At 62.1% G+C, this 20,872-nt stretch carries 21 protein-coding genes; 11 read left to right on the top strand and 10 right to left on the bottom strand.

What is annotated here, in order from left to right; all coding sequences use genetic code 11:
• The first annotated feature begins 139 nt into the window (after positions 1–139).
• The 3 genes from rpe (at position 140) to trpE (ending at position 3,181) form a co-directional block, all read left to right on the top strand.
• Positions 140–814, top strand: a complete 675-nt coding sequence (gene rpe, locus ACIPZ5_RS03490) for a ribulose-phosphate 3-epimerase (RefSeq protein WP_027917448.1) — start codon at positions 140–142, stop codon at positions 812–814.
• The gene (locus tag ACIPZ5_RS03485; protein ID WP_400806730.1) at positions 811–1,629 is read left to right on the top strand and encodes a phosphoglycolate phosphatase; all 819 of its coding nucleotides are present in this window, start codon (positions 811–813) and stop codon (positions 1,627–1,629) included. Before rpe ends, ACIPZ5_RS03485 begins: the two co-directional genes overlap by 4 nt.
• Before the next feature lie 70 nt (positions 1,630–1,699).
• On the top strand, positions 1,700–3,181 hold the full coding sequence (gene trpE / locus ACIPZ5_RS03480; protein WP_400806727.1) for an anthranilate synthase component I: 1,482 nt from the start codon (positions 1,700–1,702) through the stop codon (positions 3,179–3,181).
• A 115-nt stretch (positions 3,182–3,296) separates the two neighbouring features.
• Here the strand turns inward: trpE and estP are convergent, their stop codons facing one another.
• Positions 3,297–5,177, bottom strand: coding sequence for an esterase EstP (gene estP / locus ACIPZ5_RS03475; RefSeq protein WP_400806724.1), 1,881 nt, complete (start codon positions 5,175–5,177; stop codon positions 3,297–3,299).
• 375 nt (positions 5,178–5,552) lie between these two features.
• Here estP and ACIPZ5_RS03470 point away from each other — a divergent pair, with 375 nt between their 5' ends.
• The 4 genes from ACIPZ5_RS03470 to ACIPZ5_RS03455 all read left to right on the top strand — a co-directional run bounded on the left by ACIPZ5_RS03470 (position 5,553) and on the right by ACIPZ5_RS03455 (position 8,906).
• Complete coding sequence (locus ACIPZ5_RS03470; protein WP_343599437.1) at positions 5,553–6,146, top strand: aminodeoxychorismate/anthranilate synthase component II; 594 nt, start codon at positions 5,553–5,555, stop codon at positions 6,144–6,146.
• A 9-nt stretch (positions 6,147–6,155) separates the two neighbouring features.
• Positions 6,156–7,205: an anthranilate phosphoribosyltransferase gene (trpD, locus tag ACIPZ5_RS03465; protein WP_343599435.1), complete on the top strand. Its 1,050-nt coding sequence runs from the start codon at positions 6,156–6,158 to the stop codon at positions 7,203–7,205.
• Positions 7,202–8,035: an indole-3-glycerol phosphate synthase TrpC gene (gene trpC / locus ACIPZ5_RS03460; RefSeq protein ID WP_400806720.1), complete on the top strand. Its 834-nt coding sequence runs from the start codon at positions 7,202–7,204 to the stop codon at positions 8,033–8,035. The genes trpD and trpC overlap by 4 nt, the downstream gene beginning before the upstream one ends.
• A gap of 166 nt (positions 8,036–8,201) precedes the next feature.
• Positions 8,202–8,906: a biotin/lipoate A/B protein ligase family protein gene (locus tag ACIPZ5_RS03455; RefSeq protein WP_400806717.1), complete on the top strand. Its 705-nt coding sequence runs from the start codon at positions 8,202–8,204 to the stop codon at positions 8,904–8,906.
• Here the strand turns inward: ACIPZ5_RS03455 and crp are convergent.
• Entirely contained in the window at positions 8,903–9,547 is a 645-nt protein-coding gene (gene crp / locus ACIPZ5_RS03450) for a cAMP-activated global transcriptional regulator CRP (RefSeq protein WP_085676439.1), read from the bottom strand. The genes ACIPZ5_RS03455 and crp overlap by 4 nt on opposite strands.
• 191 nt (positions 9,548–9,738) lie before the next feature.
• Here crp and ACIPZ5_RS03445 point away from each other — a divergent pair, with 191 nt between their 5' ends.
• A complete protein-coding gene (locus ACIPZ5_RS03445) occupies positions 9,739–10,161 on the top strand; it encodes an OsmC family protein (protein ID WP_004376171.1) in 423 nt (140 codons plus the stop codon).
• A gap of 43 nt (positions 10,162–10,204) precedes the next feature.
• On the opposite strand, the gene ACIPZ5_RS03440 is transcribed toward ACIPZ5_RS03445, so the two are convergent.
• The 6 genes from ACIPZ5_RS03440 to hemJ all read right to left on the bottom strand — a co-directional run bounded on the left by ACIPZ5_RS03440 (position 10,205) and on the right by hemJ (position 14,627).
• Entirely contained in the window at positions 10,205–11,245 is a 1,041-nt protein-coding gene (locus ACIPZ5_RS03440) for a DUF2157 domain-containing protein (protein ID WP_400806715.1), read from the bottom strand.
• A gap of 11 nt (positions 11,246–11,256) precedes the next feature.
• Positions 11,257–11,904 carry a 2-polyprenyl-3-methyl-6-methoxy-1,4-benzoquinone monooxygenase gene (coq7, locus tag ACIPZ5_RS03435; protein WP_343599427.1) on the bottom strand — a complete coding sequence of 216 codons (648 nt, stop codon included), beginning with the start codon at positions 11,902–11,904 and terminating at the stop codon, positions 11,257–11,259.
• A gap of 66 nt (positions 11,905–11,970) precedes the next feature.
• Positions 11,971–12,309, bottom strand: coding sequence for a histidine triad nucleotide-binding protein (locus tag ACIPZ5_RS03430; protein ID WP_343599425.1), 339 nt, complete (start codon positions 12,307–12,309; stop codon positions 11,971–11,973).
• A gap of 62 nt (positions 12,310–12,371) precedes the next feature.
• Positions 12,372–13,154, bottom strand: coding sequence for an SDR family NAD(P)-dependent oxidoreductase (locus ACIPZ5_RS03425; RefSeq protein WP_400806712.1), 783 nt, complete (start codon positions 13,152–13,154; stop codon positions 12,372–12,374).
• A 67-nt stretch (positions 13,155–13,221) separates the two neighbouring features.
• The gene (locus tag ACIPZ5_RS03420) at positions 13,222–14,178 is read right to left on the bottom strand and encodes an NAD(P)H-dependent flavin oxidoreductase (RefSeq protein ID WP_400806709.1); all 957 of its coding nucleotides are present in this window, start codon (positions 14,176–14,178) and stop codon (positions 13,222–13,224) included.
• Positions 14,179–14,201: 23 nt separating this feature from the next.
• Complete coding sequence (gene hemJ, locus ACIPZ5_RS03415; protein ID WP_343599419.1) at positions 14,202–14,627, bottom strand: protoporphyrinogen oxidase HemJ; 426 nt, start codon at positions 14,625–14,627, stop codon at positions 14,202–14,204.
• A 142-nt stretch (positions 14,628–14,769) separates the two neighbouring features.
• Here hemJ and argC point away from each other — a divergent pair, with 142 nt between their 5' ends.
• Positions 14,770–15,804: an N-acetyl-gamma-glutamyl-phosphate reductase gene (gene argC / locus ACIPZ5_RS03410; RefSeq protein WP_261941781.1), complete on the top strand. Its 1,035-nt coding sequence runs from the start codon at positions 14,770–14,772 to the stop codon at positions 15,802–15,804.
• A 146-nt stretch (positions 15,805–15,950) separates the two neighbouring features.
• Positions 15,951–16,301 (top strand): iron-sulfur cluster insertion protein ErpA, encoded by a 351-nt coding sequence (erpA, locus tag ACIPZ5_RS03405; RefSeq protein WP_015268740.1) that lies wholly within the window; start codon positions 15,951–15,953, stop codon positions 16,299–16,301.
• Positions 16,302–16,358: 57 nt separating this feature from the next.
• Here erpA and ACIPZ5_RS03400 read toward each other — a convergent pair whose 3' ends face one another.
• Both ACIPZ5_RS03400 and ACIPZ5_RS03395 read right to left on the bottom strand, forming a co-directional pair.
• Entirely contained in the window at positions 16,359–17,450 is a 1,092-nt protein-coding gene (locus ACIPZ5_RS03400; RefSeq protein WP_343599415.1) for an anhydro-N-acetylmuramic acid kinase, read from the bottom strand.
• A gap of 3 nt (positions 17,451–17,453) precedes the next feature.
• Entirely contained in the window at positions 17,454–18,872 is a 1,419-nt protein-coding gene (locus tag ACIPZ5_RS03395; protein ID WP_400806704.1) for a peptidoglycan DD-metalloendopeptidase family protein, read from the bottom strand.
• Between the two features lie 215 nt (positions 18,873–19,087).
• Here ACIPZ5_RS03395 and tyrS point away from each other — a divergent pair, with 215 nt between their 5' ends.
• Positions 19,088–20,287: a tyrosine--tRNA ligase gene (gene tyrS, locus ACIPZ5_RS03390; protein WP_400806702.1), complete on the top strand. Its 1,200-nt coding sequence runs from the start codon at positions 19,088–19,090 to the stop codon at positions 20,285–20,287.
• Positions 20,288–20,872 lie beyond the last annotated feature (585 nt).

Raw genomic sequence — 20,872 nt, 5'->3', positions numbered from 1 at the left:
TGCACATCTGACGACCTGCGCAATCCCTGTGGGAGCGGCTTTAGCCGCGAAGAGGCCGGTACAGGTTGATGCTAATCAGCGCTCATCCGCTTCCCTGAGTTACAATGCGCGCCACCGTGATTCTGCCAACAGGTGCGCCATGCAGCCCTACGCTATTGCCCCCTCCATTCTCTCTGCCGATTTCGCCCGTCTGGGCGAGGACGTCGACAAGGTTCTGGCCGCGGGTGCCGACATCGTCCATTTCGATGTCATGGACAACCACTACGTACCCAACCTGACCATCGGCCCGATGGTCTGCACCGCGCTGCGCAAGTACGGCGTGACCGCGCCGATCGATGTGCACCTGATGGTCAGCCCGGTTGACCGTATCATCGGCGACTTCATCGAGGCCGGCGCCACCTACATCACCTTCCATCCGGAAGCCTCGCAGCACATCGACCGTTCGCTGCAGTTGATCAAGGACGGCGGTTGCAAGGCCGGCCTGGTGTTCAACCCGGCCACCAGCCTGGATGCACTCAAGTACGTGATGGACAAGGTCGACATGGTCCTGCTGATGAGCGTCAACCCAGGCTTCGGCGGGCAGAAGTTCATCCCCGGCACCCTCGACAAGCTGCGCGAAGCCCGTGCGCTGATCGACGCCAGCGGTCGTGACATCCGCCTGGAAATCGACGGTGGCGTCAACGTCAACAACATCCGCGAGATCGCTGCTGCTGGCGCCGACACCTTCGTGGCCGGTTCCGCGATCTTCAACGCTCCGGACTACCAGGAAGTCATCGCCAAGATGCGCGCCGAACTGGCCCAGGCTCGCCCATGAGTGGCTTCGAGCAGCTGTTCCCGGGGACGCTGCCCAGGCTGGTGATGTTCGATCTGGACGGTACCCTGATCGATTCGGTCCCCGACCTGGCTGCCGCCGTCGACCGTATGCTGCTCGAACTGGGGCGCCCGCCCGCGGGTCTTGAGGCGGTGCGCCACTGGGTAGGCAACGGCGCCCAAGTACTGGTGCGCCGCGCACTGGCAGGAGGCATCGAGCATGAAGCCGTGGACGATACGCTGGCCGAAAAAGGCCTGGCGCTGTTCATGGAGGCCTATGCTGAAAGCCATGAGCTCACCGTGCTCTACCCCGGTGTGAAGGACACCCTGCGCTGGCTGCAGAAGCAGGGGGTGGAAATGGCGCTGATCACCAACAAGCCGGAGCGTTTCGTCGCGCCGTTGCTGGATCAGATGAAGATAGGCCGCTATTTCCGCTGGATCATCGGCGGCGATACCTTGCCGCAGAAAAAGCCCGACCCGGCGGCGCTGCTGTTCGTCATGCAGATGGCCGGTGTCAGCCCGCAGCAGTCGCTGTTCGTCGGTGATTCGCGCAGCGATGTGCTGGCGGCCAAGGCGGCCGGGGTGCAATGTGTAGGCCTCACCTACGGCTACAACCATGGCCGGCCAATCACCGAGGAATCCCCCAGCCTGGTGGTCGACGACCTGCGCGCACTGCTGCCCGGTTGCGCAGACCCGGCCACTGGGATAACGTTGGCGGACCTTCAAGCCTCCCAAGACAGAGAGTCCACCGTGGCGGTCACTGGCAAATTCTGGATGAAAGTCATCAAGGCCCTGGCCCGTTGGCGCTGGCGCGCCTGACTCCTGCCCGCCGGCGCCTGCCGGCCCGTCCGCTTGCCCGACCCTATTGCTGCTTGCCACGAGGCTACCCATGACCCGCGAAGAATTCCTGCGCCTGGCCGCTACCGGCTATAACCGCATCCCTTTGGCCTGTGAAACCCTGGCCGACTTCGACACGCCGCTGTCGATCTACCTGAAACTGGCTGATCAGCCCAACTCCTACCTGCTCGAATCGGTGCAGGGCGGCGAGAAGTGGGGCCGTTACTCGATGATCGGCCTGCCGTCGCGCACCGTGATGCGCGTGCATGGCTACCACGTGAGCATCCTGCAGGATGGTGTCGAGGTGGAAAGCCACGACGTCGAGGACCCGCTGGCCTTCGTCGAAAGTTTCAAGGACCGTTACAAGGTCGCCGACATCCCAGGCCTGCCACGTTTCAACGGTGGCCTGGTCGGTTACTTCGGCTACGACTGCGTGCGGTATGTGGAAAAGCGCCTGGGTGCAAGCCCGAATCCGGATCCGCTGGGCGTGCCGGATATCCTGCTGATGGTCTCCGACGCGGTGGTGGTGTTCGACAACCTGGCGGGCAAGATGCACGCCATCGTGCTGGTCGACCCGGCTGAGGAGCAGGCCTTCGAGCAAGGCCAGGCGCGCCTGCAAGGCCTGCTGGAGAAACTGCGCCAGCCCATCACTCCACGCCGTGGTCTGGATCTGAGCGGGCCGATGGCGGCCGAACCGGAGTTCCGTTCCAGCTACACCCGTGACGATTACGAGAACGCGGTGGGTCGTATCAAGGAATACATCCTGGCCGGCGACTGCATGCAGGTTGTGCCGTCGCAGCGCATGTCGATCGACTTCAAGGCTGCTCCGATCGACCTGTACCGCGCGCTGCGCTGCTTCAACCCGACGCCGTACATGTACTTCTTCAACTTCGGCGACTTCCATGTGGTCGGCAGTTCGCCGGAAGTGCTGGTGCGGGTGGAAGACAACCTGGTCACCGTACGGCCGATTGCCGGTACCCGCCCACGTGGGGCTACCGAGGAAGCCGACCGGGCGCTGGAAGACGACCTGCTGTCGGACGAAAAAGAGATCGCAGAGCACCTGATGCTGATCGACCTGGGCCGCAACGACGTGGGCCGGGTGTCGTCGACCGGCAGTGTGCGCCTGACCGAGAAGATGGTGATCGAGCGCTACTCCAACGTAATGCATATCGTGTCCAACGTGACCGGGCAGCTGCGCGAAGGCCTGACGGCGATGGATGCGCTGCGGGCGATCCTGCCGGCGGGCACCTTGTCGGGCGCGCCGAAGATCCGTGCGATGGAGATCATCGACGAGCTGGAGCCGGTCAAGCGTGGCGTCTATGGTGGTGCGGTCGGCTACTTTGCCTGGAATGGCAACATGGATACCGCAATTGCCATCCGCACTGCGGTGATCAAGAACGGGGAACTGCACGTGCAGGCCGGTGGCGGTATTGTCGCCGACTCGGTGCCGGCGCTGGAATGGGAAGAGACCATCAACAAGCGCCGGGCGATGTTCCGTGCCGTGGCCTTGGCCGAACAGACTTCCGTCAAGTAAACCGATTGGGGCTGCTGCGCAGCCCTTTCGCGGCTAAAGCCGCTCCTACAGGGAATCGCTATCTCTTGTAGGAGCGGCTTCAGCCGCGAAAGGGCCGCAAAGCGGCCCCAGCGGTTTAGAAGTCGACACTGACGCCCAAGCTCACCCCCTGCTGCGTCAGCTCATCACTCTTGCGCCAGTTGTAGTTCCCGCGCAGATGCACCCCCGCCACCAGCTCATGGCTCACGCCCAGACTCGCCCGAGTCAAATCACTGTGCGGTGTATACCCGGTCAAGGTGAAGTCATTGGCTGGCAATGTCGTCAGGTGCATGGTCACGTCCTGCTGGTCATCCTCGAACTCATGTTCCTGCGCCACCTCGGCGAACAGCCTGGTGCTCGGCAGTACCTGCACGCTGCCTAGCAGCCCGATGCCCAGGCGCCGCGAAGTCCGTTCCTGATCATCGAAGCCCAACGCCGTCGAACGCCCGCTCTTCTCGTCATAGCCATCGACCTTCACCCGCGCGTAGTCGGCACTGATGAAGGGGGCCAGTTGCCAGCGGCTTTTCTCGGCCGCCAGGTTGTAGCCCAGCCGGGCAGTCACGGCCCAGGCCTCGCCATCGGTGTCGCCCTTCTCGCTGCGGTCGTTGACGCCAAGTGCGAAGGTGCGCTTGAGGTCGTGGTAATCAAGATGGCCGGCGCTCAGCGCGGCATCCGCCCACCAGCGGTCCTGACGGAATTGGGCGAAGGCGCTGGCCAGGTAGCTGTCGAGCTTGTAGTCCGAATCCTGTTCACCGGCTTCCAGCTTCTGCCGGTACACGCCACCGGCCAGGCCGAGGCGCCAGGCGTCGTTCAGTCGGTAACTGCCACCGAGGGTCAGGTTGTAGCCGCGACCGTCAGCACTGGCGACGCTGCGCTGATCATCGAAGTCCAGGTCCTGGGCGCCGGTGCTGACGAAGGCTTGCCATTGGCCAACTGCCTGCCAGGGCGCTTGCCACTGGTTGCGCAGTTCGTCCTGGTGCGCGCGCAGGCTGGCGTGGGCCATTTCCGGGAGCAAGGTCAGCTCCCAGGGGGCAGAGATGATCGAATAGGCGTAATCGGCAATCAGTTGCTGGCCGGCGATAGTCGGGTGTACGGAGTCGTTGAACAGCAGTTTGGTCGGGTCTGGCGAGAGGCCGTTGATGCCATGGATCGGGTTTTCCACGCACCCTTCGCCGCTGTAGCAGGTACCCACCAGATTCTGGCCTGTGGCCAGGCCGAACTGACTGGGGCTGGCCAAAGCCTCGCTCAGCAGCACCGGTATGTTCAGCGGGATGATTTCGGCATCAATCTGCCCCAGCTGGGTGAGCAGCGACTGATTGAATGCACCGGACAGCAGTGACAGCGGGTTTTGCTGTGGTGTGCCGCTGAAGTTCGGTGTCTGCCCGAGGTCGGGCAGCAGCCAGACCATGATGTAGCGGGCGCCACCTTGCTGCAGGGCCTGGGCACTGGCTGCCAGGCGGGCACCGGCGGCCACGGCGTCGGCCGGGCTGTTTATCAGGCCTTGCAGGAAGTCATTACCGCCGCCGGTCAGGTAGTACAGCGCGTTTGGGTCGGCGCGCAGGCCGTTGGCCAGGTAGCCTGGCTTTTCACGCAGGACTATCCCTGCGCCCGGTCGCCCGGGTGGGATGACCGTTTCGGACGTGTTGAGGATCGAGTCCAGGATCTGCTGTGTGGTATAGCCGCCCACCGCCCAGTTGTTGCCGTCGGGAAGCCCCAGCGCCGGGTTGAGCGCAGAGGTGGAAGGGCCCAGCTCTACCGGGGCTACACCCAGCCGCCCGCCGAGGATCATCGGCGACACCGGGGCATAGTTGCCATTGGCATCACGGTTGGTGAAGCGCACCCCGCCAAACTGCCCAGCGTCGCTGAGGCTGTCGCCAAACACGATCAGGCTGGAGTAAGGCGAGGGCGCAGCGAAGGCCTGGCTGCAGGCCAGGGCTAATGTGGCGAGGGTGAAACGCAGCAGTGGAGCTTTTCGCATCGGAGAACATCCTTTTCTTTGTTTTTATAAGGACAACCCGATCGACCTTAGCAAATCACTGTGCATCGCTCCCAAGTCCATTCGTTTCCCCGTGTTTACGGGCATATTGCGCCCGCCGCCCCGGTAGGCTACTGTGCGTGCAAGTATGAGCGAGACTTATCCTGTGTTGATCGTCAGCAAACTCTTGATGCGCGTTATCAAGGCCCACGCCCGTTGGCGTTGGCGCGCCTGACTTTATCTCCTGCCGGCCTGTCCGGCCCGTCCCCGTTTGCCTTCCTGTTCGTTTAGCGACCGCCCTTCATGGCAAAGCCGTGCCTGCGGCCGGTGTAGGAAGGTTCGATTTTTGAAGTCAGTAGATTCAAGAGGTTTAGCCCGATGTTACTGATGATCGACAATTACGACTCATTCACTTACAACGTCGTTCAGTACCTTGGCGAGCTGGGTGCCGAGGTCAAGGTCATTCGCAATGACGAAATGACCATCGCCGAGATCGAAGCCCTCAACCCTGAGCGCATCGTCGTTTCCCCGGGCCCGTGCACGCCAAGCGAAGCCGGCGTGTCCATCGAAGCCATCCTGCACTTTGCCGGCAAGCTGCCGATCCTCGGCGTATGCCTGGGCCACCAGTCCATCGGCCAGGCCTTCGGCGGTGATGTGGTGCGTGCCCGTCAGGTCATGCACGGCAAGACCAGCCCGGTGCACCATCGCGACCTCGGCGTGTTCGCCGAGCTCAACAACCCGCTCACGGTGACCCGCTACCACTCGCTGGTGGTCAAGCGCGAAACCCTGCCGGATTGCCTGGAAGTCACCGCCTGGACTACCCATGAAGATGGTTCGGTCGACGAGATCATGGGCCTGCGCCACAAGACCCTGAACATCGAAGGGGTACAGTTCCACCCCGAGTCTATCCTCACCGAGCAGGGCCACGAGCTGTTCGCCAACTTCCTCAAGCAGACCGGCGGCCGCCGCTAAGGATCGATCATGGATATCAAGAGCGCGTTGAGCCGCATCGTCGGCCACCTGGACCTCAGCACCGATGAAATGCGCGATGTCATGCGCCAGATCATGACGGGTCAGTGCAGCGAAGCGCAGATCGGTGCCTTCCTGATGGGCATGCGCATGAAGAGCGAGAGCATCGACGAGATCGTCGGTGCGGTCTCGGTGATGCGCGAGCTGGCTGACAAGGTCGAGCTGAAAAGCCTCGATGGCGTGGTCGACATCGTCGGTACCGGCGGTGATGGTGCAAACATCTTCAACGTTTCCACCGCGTCGGCGTTCGTCCTCGCCGCCGCCGGCTGCACCGTGGCCAAGCACGGCAACCGTGCGGTATCTGGCAAGAGCGGCAGCGCCGACCTGCTGGAAGCTGCTGGCATCTACCTGAACCTGACCCCGACCCAGGTCGCCCGCTGCATCGACAGCTTGGGGATAGGCTTCATGTTCGCCCAAAGCCATCACACCGCCATGAAATATGCCGCTGGCCCGCGTCGCGATCTGGGGCTGCGTACCCTGTTCAACATGCTCGGCCCGCTTACGAATCCGGCCGGAGTGAAGCACCAGGTGGTCGGCGTGTTCACCCAGGCGCTGTGCCGCCCGCTGGCCGAGGTGCTGCAGCGCCTGGGCAGCAAGCATGTGCTGGTGGTGCATTCGAAGGATGGCCTGGACGAGTTCAGCCTGGCTGCGCCAACTTTCGTCGCCGAGCTGAAGAACGGCGAGATCAGTGAATATTGGGTCGAACCCGAAGACCTCGGCATGAAGAGCCAGAGCCTGCATGGCCTGGCCGTCGAGACGCCGCTGGCCTCGCTGGAGCTGATCCGTGATGCCCTGGGCCGGCGCAAGACCGAAAACGGCCAGAAGGCTGCCGAAATGATCGTGCTCAATGCTGGCGCGGCGCTGTATGCCGCTGACCATGCCATGAGTTTGAAGGGGGGCGTGGAACTGGCCCACGACGTACTGCACACCGGGTTGGCCTGGGAGAAGCTGCAGGAACTGGGCGCCTTTACTGCAGTATTCAAAGTGGAGAACGAAGCATGAGTGTGCCGACGGTGCTGGAAAGGATCATCGCCCGCAAGTTCCAGGAAGTGGCCGAGCGCAGCGCGCGCGTAAGCCTCGCTGAACTGGAGCGCCTGGCCAAGGCTGCCGATGCCCCGCGCGGCTTTGCCAATGCGCTGATCGAGCAGGCCAAGCGCAAGCAGCCGGCGGTGATTGCCGAAATCAAGAAGGCTTCGCCGAGCAAAGGCGTGATCCGCGAGAACTTCGTGCCGGCCGATATTGCCGTCAGCTACGAGAAGGGTGGCGCGACTTGCCTGTCGGTGCTGACCGATGTGGATTACTTTCAGGGTGCAGACGAATACCTGCAACAGGCCCGCGCCGCTGTTTCGCTGCCGGTGATCCGCAAGGATTTCATGGTCGACCCGTACCAGATCGTCGAAGCTCGTGCCCTGGGCGCTGACTGCGTGTTGCTGATCGTGTCGGCGCTGGATGACGTGAAGTTGGCCGAGCTGGGTTCGGTGGCCAAGGATTTCGGCCTCGACGTGCTGGTCGAGGTGCATGACAGCGATGAGCTGGAGCGTGCGCTGAAGACCCTCGATACACCATTGGTCGGGGTGAACAATCGTAACCTGCATACCTTCGAGCTCAGCCTGGAAACCACACTCGACCTGCTGCCACGCATTCCACGTGACCGCCTGGCAGTTACCGAGAGCGGTATTCTCAACCGTGCCGATGTCGAGTTGATGGAAATCAACGAGGTCTACTCGTTCCTGGTCGGTGAAGCATTCATGCGCGCCGCGCAGCCGGGGCTGGAACTGCAGCGGTTGTTCTTCCCGGATCAGGTGAAAAAGACCGTTCAGTCTCTGGACTGATCGATTCGAAGCCGGCTTTATGCCGGCTTTTTTGTATGCCTGTCCTGGCCTCTTCGCAGGCAAGCCCGCTCCCACAGGTACTGTGTACGCCCGAGGGCGATAGAAATCCTGTAGGAGCGGGCTTGCCCGCGAAGAGGCCGGTAAACCCAACATCAAAGGTGGATCAATGACCGATCAACCCCTGGCGCTCACTGTCGAGCAAGGTTTGCATGCCGAGCAAGAGCTGCTGGCCGCCGTCTGCCGTGGCGAGCGCGATGCCGGTGTGTTGTTCTGGCGGCCAACCGACCACGCACTGGTCATGCCCCGGCGCATGAGCCGCCTGGAAAACTTCGAAGCCGCTTGCGCGGAACTGGCGATTGCCGGCTGGCCGGTGCTGTTGCGGGAGACCGGGGGCGAGCCTGTGCCGCAGTCGCACGCGACGGTGAACATTGCGCTGGTCTACGTGGCCCCGCGCAGCGAAGGTGATCATGGCCGCATCGAAAGCGCCTATGAGCGCCTGTGCCTGCCATTGTGTGAGGTGCTGCGCGAGTGGGGCGGTGTGGCTTCGGTGGGCGAGATCGACGGTGCCTTCTGCGATGGCCGTTACAACGTCAACCTCAATGGCCGCAAGCTGGTCGGTACGGCCCAGCGCTGGCGCCAGGGGCTGGGCGGCAAGCGCCCGGTGGTGCTGGTGCATGGTGCGCTGCTGCTGGACAACGAGCGCGAGTCGATGGTCGCCGCGGTCAACCGCTTCAATGAATGCTGTGGCCTGGAGCAGCGCTGCCGTGCCGACAGCCATATCGCCCTGCACGAAGTGGCCCCTGAGGCGCCTTGGTTCGAGCGCCTGTCCCTGGCCTATCGCGATGTGCTGGCAGCCCTGCCGAAAGATTAACGGGTGCCGTAGACCACCATGGTCTTGCCCTTGACCTGCACCAGGCTGCGTTCCTCGAGGTCCTTGAGGACGCGGCCGACCATTTCCCGCGAGCAACCGACGATACGGCCGATTTCCTGGCGGGTGATCTTGATCTGCATGCCGTCCGGGTGGGTCATGGCATCCGGTTGCTTGCACAGGTCGAGCAGGCAACGGGCCACGCGGCCGGTGACATCGAAGAAGGCCAGGTCGCCGACCTTGCGCGTGGTGTTGCGCAGGCGCTGGGCCATCTGGCTGCCCAGGGCGTAGAGAATCTCCGGGTCCTGGCGGGCCAGTTCGCGGAACTTGTCGTAGCTGATCTCTGCAACTTCGCACTCGGTCTTGGCGCGCACCCAGGCGCTACGTTGCTGCTCGCTGCCAGCCGGTTCGAACAGCCCCAGTTCGCCGAAAAAGTCGCCATTGTTGAGGTAGGCGATGATCATCTCGTGACCTTCGTCGTCTTCGATCAGGATGGTGACCGAGCCTTTGATGATGAACGACAGCGTTTCGGCACGATCACCGGCGCAGATGATGTTGCTTTTGGCGGTGTAGCGGCGGCGCTGGCAGTGAACCAACAGCTTGTCGATATTCTTGATCTTGGCAGGTAGAGCTGAGGCAACCATCACGAAATCCTGTTCGATGCGAGGCATAGGCGCTTGTTAGAGCTTGTCTGACGCGACGCGCCAGTCAATTGGCGCCAGCTTATCAGACAGCGATGGAAGTTTTGGCACTAAAGCGACTCGCATTGAGCTTTTCCGACAGGCATACAAGGCTTAAGCTGACACCCTTTTGCGAAATCCAGGAGTACGGACAGATGAAGGCACGCATCCAGTGGGCCGGTGAGGCGATGTTCCTCGGTGAGTCGGGCAGCGGCCACGTAGTAGTGATGGACGGCCCCCCCGAGGCCGGTGGCCGCAACCTGGGCGTGCGCCCGATGGAAATGCTTCTGCTCGGCCTTGGTGGCTGCAGCAGCTTCGACGTGGTGAGCATCCTTAAGAAGTCGCGCCAGGCGGTGGAAAGCTGCGAAGCGTTCCTGGAAGCCGAGCGTGCCAGTGAAGACCCGAAAGTGTTCACCAAGATCCACATGAACTTCGTGGTGAAAGGGCGTGGGTTGAAAGAGGCCCAGGTCAAGCGTGCGGTGGAATTGTCGGCCGAGAAATACTGCTCGGCGTCGATCATGCTCGAGCGTGCTGGTGTTGAAATCACCCATGGTTACGAGATCGTAGAGCTGGGCTGAGTCCCGGACATTGGGGCCGCAAGGCGGCCCCGGCAATCTTCAGTCAGTCGCGCAGCGCTGGAAGGGCAGTGAGCAACCATTCCGGCAAGCTGCTTCTGACCGCCTGGCTCAACCGCTCTCGCCGCTTCTGATACCCCAGCCCCAAACCGATCACCCCCAACCCGATCAAGGTCAGCACCACGGGGAATAGCAGTGATTCGGCAAACACTTCGTAAGACAGGTACCCCAGATAAGCCGCTACCCCCAGCGCCCCGAAGACCATGAATACCGGGCGGCGCAACAGTACCGCCATGCCCATCAACCCCAGGTTGATCAGGCAGTACAGCGTCTTGCCCAGTTCACTGTCGCTTTCCATCATCGTCAGCCCGCCCCAGAACGCCGCCAGGCCGGCCAGGTAGCCCCAATGTGCATAGTCCTCGCGGGTACGCCCGTCGACGACCAGGAACACCAGCAGCAAGCCGAGCCCGAACCAGAGTGACACCGTGCGCCGCTGTTCCCAGGAGAAGGGCGAGCCATACACCCATTCGCTCAGGTCCATCGACATGAACCACAGCGCTACGGCAATCGGCATCACCACGAAGGGGTAGGGAATCAGGCGCAGCATCAGCAGCCCGGCAACCACGGTGGCGGCCTCCATCAGCAACCAGCCGCCCTGCACGTAGGTGTAGTACTGGTGATAGTCCGCTTGCGCATCATCCAGTGGCCACCAGCCCGTGAGGCGTTCAATGGCAAACACGATCAATGGCACGATGCTGACCGCGACGGCGGCCAGCACACCGGCGGCAACGGCTTGCTTGCGCCGCTGCAGGGTCAGGGCGAAAGAAGTGAGAAGAACTAAATAAAGGATGGCGACGGCCAGCAAAGCCCCGTCGCCAATGGTCATCCAGGCTTCGGTGAGCAGCCAGCCCATCGCCCCCATGATCAGCAGGGCGCCGAAGTAGAAGGCGACATGGGCAAGCTGGAAACTGCCCCGGGCTGGTGGTTGCTGGCGCAGAAACGCCAGCAGGGCCTGGTCCTGGCCTGGCTGGAGAATGCCGGCTTGTACGGCGCGCGCCAGGTCCTTGGCGTCGATACGGTCCGTCATGGGTACGCCCTTTAGATGCGGTAGGTGCTCTTGGTCATGACCTTGGCCAGCAGGCTCATGCCGAAACGTACCGGCATCGGGAAACGATAGCCGCCAGCATCGAGCGCGGACTCGGCGTGCTGCTCTTCGTCCACGCGCATCTGTTCAAGGATGGCGCGGGACTTTTCGTCCTGCTGGGGGAGCTGCTCCAGGTGTTCGTCCAGGTGCTTGCATACCTGATGCTCGGTGGCGGCGACGAAACCGAGGCTGACCTTGTCGCTGACCAGGCCGGCGAGGGCGCCGATGCCGAACGACATGCCGTAGAACAGCGGGTTGAGCACGCTCGGGTGGCTGCCCAGCTGGCGGATGCGTTGTTCGCACCAGGCCAGGTGGTCGATTTCTTCTTCGGCCGCCTGTTCCATGGCCTTGCGTACTTCCGGCAGCTTGGCGGTCAATGCCTGGCCCTGATACAGCGCCTGCGCGCAGACTTCGCCGGTGTGGTTGATGCGCATGAGCCCGGCGATGTGGCGGGTTTGGTTGTCATCCAGTTCTGTATCGGGCTGGATGATCGCCGGCGATGGGCGGGATGGTTGGCCGCTGAAGGGCAGCAAGGTGCGCATGGCGGTATCGGCCTGCAGCAACAAGCGGTCGAGCGGCGAGTAGTGACGTTCGGTAGCCATCGGGCACCTCCGCTGAAGTGATGCCCGACAGTTTACCTTAATCGCCCGGAGGGGGCTTGCCTTGGATCAGCCCGGCGGCCAGTGCATCTGGCGCTGGCCAAGCACGTGCATATGGATGTGATAGACGGTCTGGCCGCCTTGCTCGTTGCAGTTCATGACCACGCGGAAGCCTTCCTCGCAGCCCAGTTCTTTTGCCAGGCGCTGGGCGGTGAACAGGATGTGACCGGCCAGGCCCTTGTCCTCTTCGGTCAGGTCGTTGAGGGTGCGGATGTGCTTCTTCGGAATGACCAGAAAATGCACCGGTGCCTGCGGCGCGATGTCGTGGAACGCCAGAACCTGGTCGTCCTCGTAAATGATCTTCGCCGGGATCTCCCGGTTGATGATCTTGATGAATAAATCTTCCACAGCACTTGCTCCATGGTGAGTGTCGGCCGAGTGTACTCAGCCGGGCGCCACTCGCCCAGAGGCTATTCCATTCCAACCGGGCAGTAGCGGCGGTGGATGAAGCCGGCCAGCTTGCGCGCCATCCAGCGCGGCAGCAGGCGCGGAGCGAAGGCCAGCCAGCGATTGCGCCGTACTGGCATGATCACCGCGCGGTTCCTGGCCAGGGCGCGCACGGTGTACAACGCCACTTCTTCAGGGCTCAGGCAACGGCTATTGCCTTCAAGCCTGGGGATGCGCCGACGCGACGAGCGTACCGGGCCGGGGCAAAGTACCGATACCTTGATGCCGGTAGGCTTGAGCTCTTCGCGCAGCGCTTCGGTGAAGCTCATCACATAGGCCTTGCTGGCGGCATAGGTGGCCATGCCCGGGCCTGGCGCGACGGCGGCCAGGCCGGCGACGTTTAGAATCTGCCCGCCGCCTTGCACCGCCATCAGGTTGCCAATGGCGTGGCACAGGCGGCTCAGGGCAAGGATATTGACCTCCAGCAGGTCCTGCTCGTCGGCCCATTCGTGGGCCAGGAAAGGGCCGTAGGTGCGTTGGCCGGCGCAGTTGACCAGCAGGTCGATACGTCGCTCGCCTTCTTCCAGTTCCAGTACGAAACCCGACAGGCGCAGGGGCTGGCTGAGGTCGCAGGCGCGCAGCAGCACTTCGACGCCGAAACGCTGAGCCAGTTCGAGTGCGACCGGCTCCAGCGTTTCTCGATGGCGTGCTACCAGGATCAGGTTACGCCCGCGCCGCGCCAGGGCTTCCGCCAGGGCCAGGCCCAGGCCGCTGGAAGCACCGGTGATCATGGCGTAACGGGTCATGCAAGGCTCCTGGGGGCTGAAGAGGGCGCCTAGTGTACAGCCTGGCCAGGCGAGTTGTTGCCTTTTGCTACACGGCCTTGGCGCGCAATGCCAGGGAACGCTCCAGGGCGTCGTGGTACTCGCCGTGCAGACGCTCGATCAGTGTGGCGGCTGCGGGCAGGTCATGGATCTCGCCTACGCCCTGGCCGGCGGACCAGACGGTTTTCCAGGCCTTGGCTTCGTCGTCGATCGGCTTGAGCTTGCCTTGCTCGTGCCCGGACCTCAGTGCCGCCATGTCATAGCCGGCCTGTTCCAGGCTGGGGCGCAGGAAGCTGGCCGGGATACCGGACACGGCAGGCGTGTGGATGATGTCGGCAGCCTGGGCATCGAGTAGCATCTGCTTGTAACCGTTCTGGGCATGGCTTTCTTGGGTGGCGATGAAGCGTGTGCCCATGTAGGCCAGATCGGCACCGAGCAACTGTGCGGCAAGAACCTCGTGGCCGTGGTTGATGCAGCCGGCCAGCAGCAAGGTCTTGTCGAAGAACTGGCGAATCTCGGCCACCAGGGCGAACGGGCTCCAGGTTCCAGCATGCCCGCCGGCGCCCGCTGCCACGGCGATCAGGCCATCGACGCCAGCCTCGGCGGCTTTTTCGGCGTGCCGGCGGGTGGTTACGTCGTGAAACACCAGGCCGCCATAGCCATGCACCGCATCCACCACTTCCTTCACGGCGCCAAGACTGGTGATGACGATGGGCACGCGATGCTCGACGCACAGTGTCAGGTCGGCCTGCAAGCGTGGGTTGGTCGGGTGCACGATCAGGTTTACCGCATAGGGCGCTGGCGCCTGCAACTGCGCCAGGCCTGCCTCGATTTCTTCCAGCCAGGCCTTGAAGCCGGCGCTGTCACGCTGGTTCAGTGCCGGAAAGCTGCCGACCACGCCGCTGCCGCAGCAGGCCAGTACCAACTGAGGGTTGGAAATCAGGAACATCGGCGCTGCGACCACAGGCAGGCGCAAGCGTTGTTCGAGCGAAGCAGGCAGGGGCATGGGCGAGGCTCCATCGTTGTATGTCAGAACGGTTTGACCACCACGAGAATCACGATGCCCAGCAGGAACAGCACCGGTACTTCGTTGAACCAGCGGTAGTACACGTGACTACGGGTGTTGGTGCCAGCGGCGAAGCGTTTACGCTGGGCACCACAGATGTGATGGTAGCCGGTCAGCAGAATCACCAGGGTGAGCTTGGCATGTAGCCAGCCTTGGCTCAGCCAGCCAGGGGTGAGGTAAAGCATCCAGGCGCCAAACACGTAGGTCGCGATCATTGCCGGGTTCATGATCCCGCGGTACAGCTTGCGCTCCATGGTGACGAAACGATCCTGGCTGATGCTGTCCTGGCTCTGGGCGTGGTAGACGAACAGCCTGGGCAGGTAGAACAGGCCGGCGAACCAGCAGACCACGCTGACGATATGCAGCGCTTTGATCCATAGGTAAAGCATGGAGGGAGTTCCTTCAGGTAATCACGGTCGTCAGATAGTAGAGCCCAAGCGCCTGAAGGGGCACCCCAAGAGTTGTTACAGGCGCTTTGCGCCCCTATTATCGTGCGCTTTCCAGACGGCTCGTTGAGAAGGGGCAAGCGTTATGATCAAGGTCGGTATCGTCGGCGGCACGGGTTACACCGGCGTCGAACTGTTGCGTCTGCTGGCACAGCATCCACAGGCCGAAGTGGCGGTCATCACTTCGCGCTCCGAGGCGGGCGTGGCGGTCGCCGACATGTATCCGAACTTGCGCGGCCACTACGACGGCCTGGCTTTCAGCGTGCCGGACAGCAAGACCCTGGCGGCCTGTGACGTGGTGTTCTTCGCCACCCCGCATGGTGTCGCCCACGCCCTGGCTGGCGAACTGCTGGCTGCCGGGACCAAAGTCATCGACCTGTCGGCAGACTTCCGCCTGCAGGACGCGACCGAATGGGGCAAGTGGTATGGTCAGCCGCATGGTGCTCCAGAGCTGCTCAAGGACGCCGTCTATGGGCTGCCTGAAGTCAACCGTGAAAAGATCCGCCAGGCGCGCCTGATTGCCGTGCCGGGCTGCTATCCGACGGCCACCCAGTTGGGTTTCCTGCCGTTGCTCGAAGCCGGTCTGGCCGATCCATCGCGCCTGATCGCCGACTGCAAGTCGGGCGTCAGTGGCGCGGGCCGTGGCGCTGCGGTTGGTTCGCTGTTCTGTGAGGCAGGCGAAAGCATGAAGGCCTACGCGGTCAAGGGGCACCGTCATCTGCCTGAAATCAGCCAGGGCCTGCGCCTGGCTGCCGGCAAGGACATCGGCCTGACCTTCGTGCCGCACCTGACGCCAATGATCCGCGGTATCCACGCCACCCTGTACGCGACCGTCGCGGATACGTCGGTCGACCTGCAGGCGCTGTTCGAGAAGCGCTACGCCGATGAGCCGTTCGTCGACGTGATGCCGGCCGGCAGCCACCCGGAAACCCGCAGCGTGCGTGGTGCCAACGTCTGCCGCATTGCCGTTCATCGCCCGCAGGGTGGTGACCTGGTGGTGGTGTTGTCGGTGATCGACAACCTGGTCAAGGGCGCGTCGGGCCAGGCGGTGCAGAACCTCAACATCCTGTTCGGCCTGGATGAGCGCATGGGCCTGTCCCACGCCGGCCTGCTGCCATAAGTGTTTGTCGCTTGAAAGGGCCCGCACTGTGCGGGCCTTTTTGTTTGTCGCGACTAAAGCCGCACAATTCTTGACCAATTTTCTCGGAGAAGCGGATAATGCGCGTCATCGAGTTTTATGGCGGCTACAACGCCGGGAGAATCAACATGAGCGTCGAAACCTTCACCCCTACGGCTTTGGAATTCACCCATGGCGCCGCGCAAAAGGTGAAGAACCTGGTTTCCGAGGAAGGCAATGACCGCCTGAAGCTGCGCGTGTTCGTCACCGGTGGCGGCTGCTCGGGCTTCCAGTATGGTTTCACCTTCGATGAAGACGTGGCCGAAGATGACACCATTGTTGAACGTGAGGGTGTTTCGCTGGTAGTCGACCCGATGAGCTTCCAGTACCTGGCCGGTGCCGAAGTGGACTACCAGGAAGGCCTGGAAGGTTCGCGTTTCGTGATCAAGAACCCGAATGCCGCGACGACCTGCGGTTGCGGTTCTTCGTTCTCGATCTGAACCAGGCTGTACGAAAACGCCGCGCAATAGCGCGGCGTTTTGCATTCTGACTTGGGATCAGGCCGGGTAGATCGCGCCGAGCACGCGCGGACCCTTGGCCGCAGTCACGCTTGGGCGGTTAGCGGCAATGCCCTCGAGGCAGCAGTGGGCGAGCCAGGCAAAGGCCATGGCCTCGACCCAGTCCGGGTCCACGCCCTGTGCACCGGTGCTGGTGACCCGGGTCTGTGGCAGCAGTTCGGCAAGGCGAGCCATCAGGGCCCCATTGCGAGCGCCGCCGCCGCATACCAGCAGCGCCTCGGTGCCTTGCTGGGCGTTCAGTAGCGATTCGATGATGCTGCGCGCGGTCAGCTCCAGGAGCGTGGCCTGGACATCTTCTTCACGGTAGGCCGGCAGACGCGTCAAGTGTCTATCCAGCCAGGGCAGGTTGAACACCTCGCGGCCGGTGCTTTTCGGGCCGCTGCCTGCGAAGAACGGGTCACTCAGCAGGCTGCTCAGCAAATCGTCTTGCACGTTACCACTGGCAGCCCAGGCGCCATTGGCATCATAGGCCTGGCCACGCTTGCGCTCGATCCAGGCATCCATCAGCACGTTGCCTGGCCCGCAGTCGAAGCCATGCACGGGCTTGTCGCGCTCGATCAGACTCAGGTTGCTGAAACCACCCACATTGAGAATCGCCAGGCGCTGGCCAAGGTGGCTGAACAGGGCTTCATGGAAGGCCGGCACCAGTGGTGCGCCCTGGCCGCCCGCCGCCACATCGCGACGACGGAAGTCTGCGACCACGCAGATACCGGTGAGCTCGGCCAGCAGCGCCGGGTTGCCGATCTGCACGGTGAAGCCGCGAGCCGGCTCATGACGGATGGTCTGGCCGTGGCTGCCGATGGCTCGGATGGCCTCGGCCTGCAGCCCTTGCTGGCCGAGCAATTGCCGTACACCTTCAGCTGCCAGGCTGGCCCAGCAGTTTTCTGCCAGGGCGGCGCGGGCAATCTCGTCTGGGCCGCTGCTGCACAGATTGAGCAGATCCTGACGCAGGTCGTCCGGCATCGGCAGGTAATGAGTGGCGAGCAGTTGCAGATGCTCGCCTTGTTCGATCAGGGCGATGTCCAAGCCGTCGAGGCTGGTACCGGACATCACCCCCAGGTAAAGCGCCATGAGTCAGCGCTTGTTCGCCGCGAGCATGGTGGCCTTTTCCTGGTCCATGCGGGCGATCAGTGGCTGGCTTTGCTGCAGGAAACGCTGGCGTTCATTCTTGGCGATCGGGTCTGCCATCGGCACCTTCTGGCTCAGCGGGTCGACGTGCACGCCGTTGACCTGGAACTCGTAGTGCAGGTGCGGGCCGGTCGACAGGCCAGTGGTGCCGATGTAACCGATGATCTGGCCCTGTTTAACGTTGCTGCCGGTCTTGATGCCCTTGGCAAAGCCCTGCATGTGACCGTAAAGGGTCTTGTAGCTGTTGCCGTGAGCAATGATCACGGTGTTGCCGTAACCGCCGCGGCGCCCAGCCAGCTCGATGCGGCCATCGCCCGCTGCCTTGATGGGGGTGCCCCGCGGGGCGGCGTAGTCCACGCCCTTGTGCGCACGGATCTTGTTCAGGATGGGGTGTTTGCGGCCGGCGGAGAAGCGCGAGCTGATGCGGGCGAAGTCGACCGGGGTGCGGATGAACGCCTTGCGCAAGCTGTTGCCGTCGGCGGTGTAGTAGCTGGTGTTGCCCTGCTTGTTGGTGTAACGCACGGCGGTGTAGGTCTTGCCGCGGTTGGTGAAGCGCGCTGACAGGATGTTGCCGGTGCCTACCACCTTGCCGTCCATCACCTTCTGTTCGTAGACCACGTCGAACTCGTCGCCAGGGCGGATATCCTGGGCAAAGTCGATGTCGTAACCCAGTACCTTGGCCATGTCCATGGTCATGCTGTGGGACAGGCCGGCGCGCTGGGCCGAAGCCGACAGCGAACTCTTGATCACGCCATGGGCGTAGGCGGTACGGACTACTGGCTTGCTGATCTCGCGATCGAAGGTATAACCCTTGGCGGTCTTGGTCAGACGGATGGTTTCGAGGTTGCTGACCTTGCTGTGAAGGCTGGCCAGTTGGCCATCTTTGTCGAGTTCGAACTGCAGCACCTGGCCATGCTTGAGCTGGCTGAACTGCTTGGCTTGCTTGTTACTGGCCAGCAGGTCGTGCACTGCGTTGGTTGGCAGGCCGACCTTGGCGAACAAAGTAGACAGTGTATCGCCGCGGGCTACGGTCACTTCGCGGTGACCTGGCTCTTTGGCTTCAGGCTTTTTCTCGGTGACAGGTGCTTCTTGTGCAGCCTGCTCGGTGTTGGTTTCAGCGCCGTCGATCTGCGCGAAGGGAGAACCCTGATCGCCCTGAGTCTGTACCAGCGGGGCGGCGCTGGACTCGTCCTTCAACTGCTCGGCCGGGCTTTCCAGCTCCAGGCTGAGGGTGGTCTTCTTGGCTTCCACTTCGCTGGAGGGGAATACCAGCAGTGCCAGGCTGAGCAGGGCGGCAATGCCGCTGGCGGCCAACAGATGGCTTTTCGGATAAAGCGGGGGCGCTTTAGGCGTTTCGTTGGTCATAGGTAAGGTGACTTTGAAGAAAAATGAATATGGAAAAGATGAATGACATGATGAAGATGAAATAACTGTATAAAATATAACCAAATCTACTTTCGCGCAAGGGCGCGTAGACGCCGTGACGCGTCGGTCGGGTCACATTTCATTTCGAAACTTGTAATTGATGGCCGATCTTGTATGGTTGGCTCCCTTTGAATCTGAGCCTTGCGGGTCTGTCTATGAAGTCGGTTGAAGAGCAGCTGGCGCTTATCAAGCGCGGTGCGGAAGAGGTGTTGGTCGAGTCGGAACTGGTCGAGAAGCTCAAGCGCGGCCAGCCACTGCGTATCAAGGCAGGCTTCGACCCGACTGCACCTGACCTTCATTTGGGGCACACGGTACTGATCAACAAGCTGCGCCAGTTCCAGGAGCTGGGGCATCAGGTCATCTTCCTGATCGGTGACTTCACCGGCATGATCGGTGATCCGAGCGGCAAGAGCGCCACGCGTCCACCGCTGACCCGCGAGCAGGTGCTGGAAAACGCCGAGACCTACAAGCAGCAGGTGTTCAAGATTCTCGACCCGGCCAAGACCGAGGTTGCGTTCAACTCCACCTGGATGGACCAGTTGACCCCGGCCGACTTCATTCGTCTGGCATCGCAGTACACCGTGGCGCGCATGCTCGAGCGTGATGACTTCGACAAGCGCTACACCACCAACCAGCCGATCGCCATCCACGAGTTCCTCTACCCGCTGGTGCAGGGCTATGACTCCGTGGCGCTGAAGGCTGATGTGGAGCTGGGCGGTACCGACCAGAAGTTCAACCTGCTGATGGGGCGCGAGTTGCAGCGCGCTTATGGTCAGGAGGCACAGAACATCGTGACCATGCCATTGCTCGAAGGGCTTGATGGCGTGAAGAAGATGTCCAAGTCGCTGGGCAACTATGTCGGCATTCAGGAAGCGCCGGGCGTGATGTACAGCAAGCTGGTGTCGATCCCGGATACCTTGATGTGGCGTTACTTCGAGCTGCTGAGCTTCCGTTCGATGGAAGAGATCGATCAGTTCCGGGCCGACGTTGCCAATGGCGCCAACCCGCGTGACATCAAGATCAAGCTGGCTGAAGAGATCGTCGCGCGCTTCCATGGTGAAGAGGCGGCGGCTAACGCTCACCGTGCTGCGGGTAACCGTATGAAGGAAGGTGAGCTGCCGGAAGATCTGCCGGAAATCGAAGTGGCTGCAGCTGAAGATCTGCCAATCGCCGCCGTGCTGAATCGCGCGGGCCTGGTGAAGAACTCGGCACAGGCGCGTGACCTGCTCAGTGGTGGTGCGGTGAGGGTCGATGGTGCGGTGGTCGACAAGGACTTCATCTTTGTCCTTGGTGCGACGCATGTTTGCCAGGCAGGCAAGAAGTCGTTTGGCCGGGTTACCCTGAAGGCTGAGTGATCGCCAGATGGTGTAACTATATAGAAGCGGGGAGGCCGACAGGCCTCCCCGCTTTGTTTTTGCGGTGGGGCTGGTGGGGGCTTGTCTTGAGGCTGAATTGGTTTTGAGATGTGCCTGTCTTTAGTTGTCTGGCGCCTGTGAGATCGAGCGCCGCCCGCGCGGCGCTCGATCTCACAGGCGCAGCAAGGCTCGTGGCAAGCACCTGGTGGCCCTGAAACGGTCTTTTCCTCTTATATTTCAATTTCTTGAAATTAAAGGTTGACGCCCTTCCGGATCCCCTTATAATGCGCCCCACTTCCAGCGACAACGGAACGACAAACTCCTTGAGATTCAACGAGTTAGACGATTCGGAAGGTGCTGAAAGGGCTTCGATCAAATGATCGATAGCGGTTGAGATGAAGGTTGACAGCGGTTTTAAACGCTGTATTATTCGCCTCCCGCTACGAGAGATCGCAGCGAGTCAAGTGTTTGAAGCTAAACGAGTTTCTCGAAAAAACTTCAAAATAAACGCTTGACAGCAAATGAGGAAAGCGTAGAATGCGCGCCTCGGTTGAGACGAAAAGCTCTTAACCAAACGCTCTTTAA

It is taken from the genome of Pseudomonas sp. NPDC089428, from assembly GCF_044749325.1.
Lineage (GTDB): Bacteria > Pseudomonadota > Gammaproteobacteria > Pseudomonadales > Pseudomonadaceae > Aquipseudomonas.
Note: the sequence above shows the minus strand (reverse complement) of the source record. Positions and strands in the feature narration are given on the sequence as shown.

What these genes read in the sequence shown, in the direction of transcription:
- ACIPZ5_RS03395 (WP_400806704.1), bottom strand. Translation starts at nt 18,872, where the DNA reads ATGACCAACGAAACGCCTAAAGCGCCCCCGCTTTATCCGAAAAGCCAT.
- ACIPZ5_RS03425 (WP_400806712.1), bottom strand. Translation starts at nt 13,154, where the DNA reads ATGACCCGTTACGCCATGATCACCGGTGCTTCCAGCGGCCTGGGCCTG.
- ACIPZ5_RS03470 (WP_343599437.1), top strand. Translation starts at nt 5,553, where the DNA reads ATGTTACTGATGATCGACAATTACGACTCATTCACTTACAACGTCGTT.
- ACIPZ5_RS03420 (WP_400806709.1), bottom strand. Translation starts at nt 14,178, where the DNA reads ATGCCCCTGCCTGCTTCGCTCGAACAACGCTTGCGCCTGCCTGTGGTC.
- argC (WP_261941781.1), top strand. Translation starts at nt 14,770, where the DNA reads ATGATCAAGGTCGGTATCGTCGGCGGCACGGGTTACACCGGCGTCGAA.
- crp (WP_085676439.1), bottom strand. Translation starts at nt 9,547, where the DNA reads ATGGTTGCCTCAGCTCTACCTGCCAAGATCAAGAATATCGACAAGCTG.
- rpe (WP_027917448.1), top strand. Translation starts at nt 140, where the DNA reads ATGCAGCCCTACGCTATTGCCCCCTCCATTCTCTCTGCCGATTTCGCC.
- ACIPZ5_RS03455 (WP_400806717.1), top strand. Translation starts at nt 8,202, where the DNA reads ATGACCGATCAACCCCTGGCGCTCACTGTCGAGCAAGGTTTGCATGCC.
- ACIPZ5_RS03400 (WP_343599415.1), bottom strand. Translation starts at nt 17,450, where the DNA reads ATGGCGCTTTACCTGGGGGTGATGTCCGGTACCAGCCTCGACGGCTTG.
- trpD (WP_343599435.1), top strand. Translation starts at nt 6,156, where the DNA reads ATGGATATCAAGAGCGCGTTGAGCCGCATCGTCGGCCACCTGGACCTC.
- trpE (WP_400806727.1), top strand. Translation starts at nt 1,700, where the DNA reads ATGACCCGCGAAGAATTCCTGCGCCTGGCCGCTACCGGCTATAACCGC.
- hemJ (WP_343599419.1), bottom strand. Translation starts at nt 14,627, where the DNA reads ATGCTTTACCTATGGATCAAAGCGCTGCATATCGTCAGCGTGGTCTGC.
- ACIPZ5_RS03485 (WP_400806730.1), top strand. Translation starts at nt 811, where the DNA reads ATGAGTGGCTTCGAGCAGCTGTTCCCGGGGACGCTGCCCAGGCTGGTG.
- coq7 (WP_343599427.1), bottom strand. Translation starts at nt 11,904, where the DNA reads ATGGCTACCGAACGTCACTACTCGCCGCTCGACCGCTTGTTGCTGCAG.
- erpA (WP_015268740.1), top strand. Translation starts at nt 15,951, where the DNA reads ATGAGCGTCGAAACCTTCACCCCTACGGCTTTGGAATTCACCCATGGC.
- ACIPZ5_RS03445 (WP_004376171.1), top strand. Translation starts at nt 9,739, where the DNA reads ATGAAGGCACGCATCCAGTGGGCCGGTGAGGCGATGTTCCTCGGTGAG.
- estP (WP_400806724.1), bottom strand. Translation starts at nt 5,177, where the DNA reads ATGCGAAAAGCTCCACTGCTGCGTTTCACCCTCGCCACATTAGCCCTG.
- tyrS (WP_400806702.1), top strand. Translation starts at nt 19,088, where the DNA reads ATGAAGTCGGTTGAAGAGCAGCTGGCGCTTATCAAGCGCGGTGCGGAA.
- trpC (WP_400806720.1), top strand. Translation starts at nt 7,202, where the DNA reads ATGAGTGTGCCGACGGTGCTGGAAAGGATCATCGCCCGCAAGTTCCAG.
- ACIPZ5_RS03440 (WP_400806715.1), bottom strand. Translation starts at nt 11,245, where the DNA reads ATGACGGACCGTATCGACGCCAAGGACCTGGCGCGCGCCGTACAAGCC.